At 37.8% G+C, this 4,627-nt stretch carries 6 protein-coding genes; all 6 read left to right on the top strand.

The annotated features are described in order from the left end of the window. Positions 1-501: biopolymer transporter ExbD (locus JWP71_RS04920; protein WP_299497636.1), on the top strand; the 501-nt coding region annotated here is incomplete at its 5' end. 34 nt (positions 502-535) lie between these two features. Beyond that, positions 536-1,354: an energy transducer TonB gene (locus JWP71_RS04915; protein WP_299497635.1), complete on the top strand. Its 819-nt coding sequence runs from the start codon at positions 536-538 to the stop codon at positions 1,352-1,354. A gap of 2 nt (positions 1,355-1,356) precedes the next feature. Beyond that, on the top strand, positions 1,357-1,593 hold the full coding sequence (locus JWP71_RS04910; protein ID WP_299497634.1) for a hypothetical protein: 237 nt from the start codon (positions 1,357-1,359) through the stop codon (positions 1,591-1,593). Next, the gene (locus tag JWP71_RS04905) at positions 1,583-2,497 is read left to right on the top strand and encodes a substrate-binding domain-containing protein (RefSeq protein ID WP_299497633.1); all 915 of its coding nucleotides are present in this window, start codon (positions 1,583-1,585) and stop codon (positions 2,495-2,497) included. The genes JWP71_RS04910 and JWP71_RS04905 overlap by 11 nt, the downstream gene beginning before the upstream one ends. A gap of 39 nt (positions 2,498-2,536) precedes the next feature. Beyond that, the gene (locus tag JWP71_RS04900; RefSeq protein WP_299497631.1) at positions 2,537-4,279 is read left to right on the top strand and encodes a tetratricopeptide repeat protein; all 1,743 of its coding nucleotides are present in this window, start codon (positions 2,537-2,539) and stop codon (positions 4,277-4,279) included. 77 nt (positions 4,280-4,356) lie between these two features. Beyond that, a partial coding sequence (locus JWP71_RS04895) for an NADH-quinone oxidoreductase subunit A (RefSeq protein WP_299497630.1) occupies positions 4,357-4,627 on the top strand: 271 nt, incomplete at its 3' end.

Raw genomic sequence — 4,627 nt, 5'->3', positions numbered from 1 at the left:
GGTAAAGTAAGGAGTAAAAAAGCATCAACCCGTGTGGATTTAACAGCCATGGTGGATCTTGCTTTCCTGCTGATCACTTTCTTTATCCTTACAACTACGCTCCAAAAGCCAAAAGCAATGGACCTGGTTATGCCAGATAAGGATGAAAAACAAGATACGCATTTACCGGTACCTGAAACCAGGACAATGACCGTGTTATTAGGATCAAACAACAAAGTGGAATGGTATATGGGTATGCCCAGCAAGCCTTTAACTGCTCCAACTGTTGTAGGTTTTGGTAAAAATGGTATACGTAAAGCATTATTGGAACAAAGTCAGGAAGTGTTGGCTAAATCAGGTAAAGACATGATCGTGCTGGTAAAACCAAGCGATAAGTCTACTTATTATGATATGGTAACCATGATGGATGAATTAAACATAATTAATAATCAATCACGTGCTATAGTTGATATTACCCCGGTTGAAATTGATTTGTTGAAAAGAGATAACATTTATAATTAATAAAAATTAACGTAAAAATTAAAAGCTTCAAATAATGCTAGGATCTAAATTAGATATATTAAAGCAGGAGTGGATCGACGTTGTTTTTAGCGGACGAAATAAAGATTACGGTGCTTATACACTAAGAAAGAACAATCCGCGGAATACCAGCCGCGCGCTTCTTTTCGGTGCCGTGTTCTTTGTATTTGTTATATCGTTACCAACAATTATCAATAAAATTGAGGGATTCATACCTAAAGAAAAACCGAAAGTAAAGATCACTGATGTGGTATTAACCCCGCCACCGATTGATAAGAAACTTCCACCGCCGCCACCACCAGAACCACCTAAGCCAAAAACTGACCAGGTTAAGTTCCCTCCTCCGATTGTAAAGCCGGATAATGAGGTAAAAGAAGAACCGCCTACAGTTAAGGAATTAAAGGTAGCTGATCCTGGTCAGAAAGACCAAAAGGGCGATCCGAATGCCGATATCCATATAGATGAGCCGGTAGGCAACTCTGATACAAAAGCGGTTACAGAGGATGAAAATAAAATATTTAGCCAGGTAGAAAAACAACCCGAATTTCCAGGTGGTTTAGATGCATTTGGCAGATACTTAGGTAAAAATATCCGGTACCCTGCTATTGACCGCGAAAACAATGTTACAGGTAAAGTTATTTGCCAGTTTGTTGTTGAAAGAGATGGCAGCTTAACCGATATTAAAGCTTTACGTGGCCCAAGCCAAACTACTATGGATGAAGCTATACGCGTATTGAAAGCATCTCCTAAATGGAAGCCGGGCATACAAAATAACCGCCCGGTACGTGTAATGTACACCGTTCCAATTAGTTTTACATTAGGTAGCGACAACTAAAAATGCCGTTTAAGGTTCATAATAAGCAGAAATCGCTCAAAAGGCGGTTTTTGCTTATTTTAGGAGCAATAGCATTCATTTGCTTCGTTGCCCTGGGGCTTATGGTAATGTTTTGGGATCAGATATTACCAGATTATGGATACAAAAAAATACTGTTTGGATGTTTAATAATTATCTATGCGGTAGTACGCTTTGCACGTTTGCTAAGAAAGGAAGAAGGAGAGGAGGATGAAAAATAAGGCTATATTAGCTTTAATAAGCTTGTTATTGCTTGTAGGATTTCAATCCTGTAAAGAGAAAGTAAGCGCCCCGGATGATTCGGTTAATTCCGGCACAATTAAATTTGTTGCAGATGAATCATGTCAGCCAATAGTGGATGAGGAGGCCTATGTTTTTGAAAAGCTAAACCTTAGAGCCAAACCTGATATTTTATACAGGACGGAGAATGACGCTTTAAGGCTTTTATTAAATGATAGTGTACGACTTGCGATTTTAACACGCGAGTTAAATGCGAGTGAAAAAAAGATATTAACTGACAGGACTTTACCACCGGTTAGTCACCGTTTCGCTATTGATGCGGTTGCATTAATTGTAAACCAGGCGTCAAAAGACACGTTGATGACAGTAGGTGAAATAAAGAAATTGTTGAATGGACAGACGAAAACGGATATAAATATCGTTTTTGATAATCCTAACTCAAGTTTAGTAAGATACCTGAAAGAATTTTCGGGCAATAAAGACTTTAAACTTAAAAATATTTACGCTGTCAAAACAAATAAGGAAGTAATAAAATATATAAGCAAGCATCCACAGGCAATAGGTATAACCGGCTTTAGCTGGCTAAACGATCCGGATGCAGATTATGCTGATGCTGTTAGTAAAGTTAAAATAGTTGCTGTAAGGGATGAAAATAGTAAAGATGCTCCTAATCAATACTTTAAACCATCCCAAACAACATTGGCATTAAAGCAATATCCTTTAATGAGGAACTTGTATATTATAAATAGTACGGGAAGGATGGGTTTAGGCGCCGGGTTTACTTATTTTATGTTGAGTGAACGGGGACAAAGAATTATTTTACGATCAGGTATATTACCTGATTCAATACCACAAAGGCAGATTAATATTAAACACAGTTATTAAATTACATAATTAAAATTAAAATTATAATAAGCGATGAAAATGATCAGTAAAATAGCTAAGGTAGCATTAGGGCTGGTATTTGTAGGGTCATCAGTTTTTGCGCAAAGCCTTGCGGACGCTAAGAAAGCTATCGACGCCGAGCAATATCAAAAAGCAAAAGGGATGCTTAAAAATCTTACGGTTACACAGCCAACCAATGATGAGAACTTTTTTTACCTGGGATGGGTATATTTAGTGCAAGAGTATACAGATTCTGCTAAAGTTTCTTTCACAAAAGGTACGGCAGCAAACCCTAAATCAGCTTTAAACTACGTAGGTTTAGGGGTAGTAGCGCTTCAAAATAAAGATGACGCCGGTGCTTCAGCGAGTTTTAACCAGGCACTTGGTTTCGCAGCTAAAAAAGATAGTAAACCATATTTATATATAGGTAAAGGATATTTATTAGACGCCAAAGACGGTAAGTTTCCGGTTAATAGAGCAAATGCAGCTATTGATGCGTTAAACAAAGGAAAGGCAGCAAATCCTAAAGATGCAGAACTGTTGGTGGAGTTAGGTAATGCTTATCGTTCGCAATTAAAAAGTAATGACGCTTATGATGCTTACCAGGCAGCATTAGCGCTCGATCCAAAATCGCCCGTAGCAAATACTGCCGAAGGTGTGTTATGGAGATATGCTGACAACTTTGAAGATTCTGAAAAACAATTCCAGGCAGCTATAGCTATCGATCCTAATTATGGCCCGGCATACCGCGAATTAGCTGAAACCGATTTGACCGAAGCGCAAACCAATTTAAAAGTAGCTTCGGTAAAAATTAAAGAAGGTGTTGAAAATTATAAGAAATATTTAAGCTTAACAGATCAGTCGTTAGAGTCACTAATGCGTTATGCCGACTTCCTGGTTAATGCCGGCGATTATGTGGCCCTGCAGGAAGTAACTACCAAACTTTCTAAATCGGCCACTACAAATCCACGTGTGTATCGTTATTTGGGTTATGCTGCTTATGAAAATAAGGACTATACCAATGGCTTAAGCGCAATAAACAACTGGTTTGCCAAAGCACAACCCAACCGTATTTTACCAAGGGACTATTTATACTTAGGTCGTTTGCAAATCGCAAGCGGACAGGATACTGCCAAAGGAATTGAAAACCTTAAAAAGTATGCTGAGTTGGATACGACAAAAATACAGGATGCTTATAGTGAAATAGTTGCTGTTTACAAGAAAAGAAGGGATTATGTTAATGTTGCTAATAATTATGAAGCTATTATTGCAAAAGTACATGGCAAAGCATTGCTTACTGAGCATCTTAGTGTAGGGGTATATGATTATTTAGCATTTAGAAGCCAGTCTGGTGCCTCAAAAAAAGACCCATCAATTAAACCAGATTCAACATTACTTGTAAAAGCAGATTCTGCATTAAGTTATGTTCAGCAAAAGCAAGTTACACCAAGCGTGCTTGTGCCAACGTATCGTGCTTACATAAGTGACTATAAGGATCAGGACTATGCTACACTAAAAGGATTGTCGAAGCCTTATTATGAGCAGATAATAGCAATTTTATCCGCAAAAACGCCATTAGCTGATGCTGATAAAAGAACCTTAGCAGATGCATACGCCTATTTGGGTAACTATTATCAGTATCATGACAAGGATGATGCAAAAGCTTTAGATAACTTTACTAAAGCTAAAGAGCTTAACCCGGATAACGGATATGCTAAATTTTACTTTGATAGTAAAGCAGCTCCTGGTACATCGGCAAAGCCGACCCCTCAAAAAAAATAATAACAAAACAGTATAAATAAAAAAAGGCCTCCATAGAGGCCTTTTTTTATTTATATACCATTTGTATATTTGCACCCATGGAAGTACAAAGTTTACCGGTTAATTATTTACCCATCATATTTCAAATGCTGGTGGCTGTTGGTTTTGTGGTTACTACAATGTTTGTAACACATAAAATAGGCCCTAAGCGTGTAACAAAAGATAAGTTAACCCCGTTCGAGTCGGGCATTGAGGTTATAGGTAATGCCCGTACACCTATATCAATTAAATATTTTTTGGTTGCCATATTGTTTGTGTTGTTTGATGTGGAGGTGATATTTATGTATCCCTGGGCAGTAAACTTCAGAC

It is taken from the genome of Mucilaginibacter sp. (assembly GCF_028287845.1).
In the GTDB taxonomy this organism is placed as follows: domain Bacteria; phylum Bacteroidota; class Bacteroidia; order Sphingobacteriales; family Sphingobacteriaceae; genus Mucilaginibacter.
Note: the sequence above shows the minus strand (reverse complement) of the source record. Positions and strands in the feature narration are given on the sequence as shown.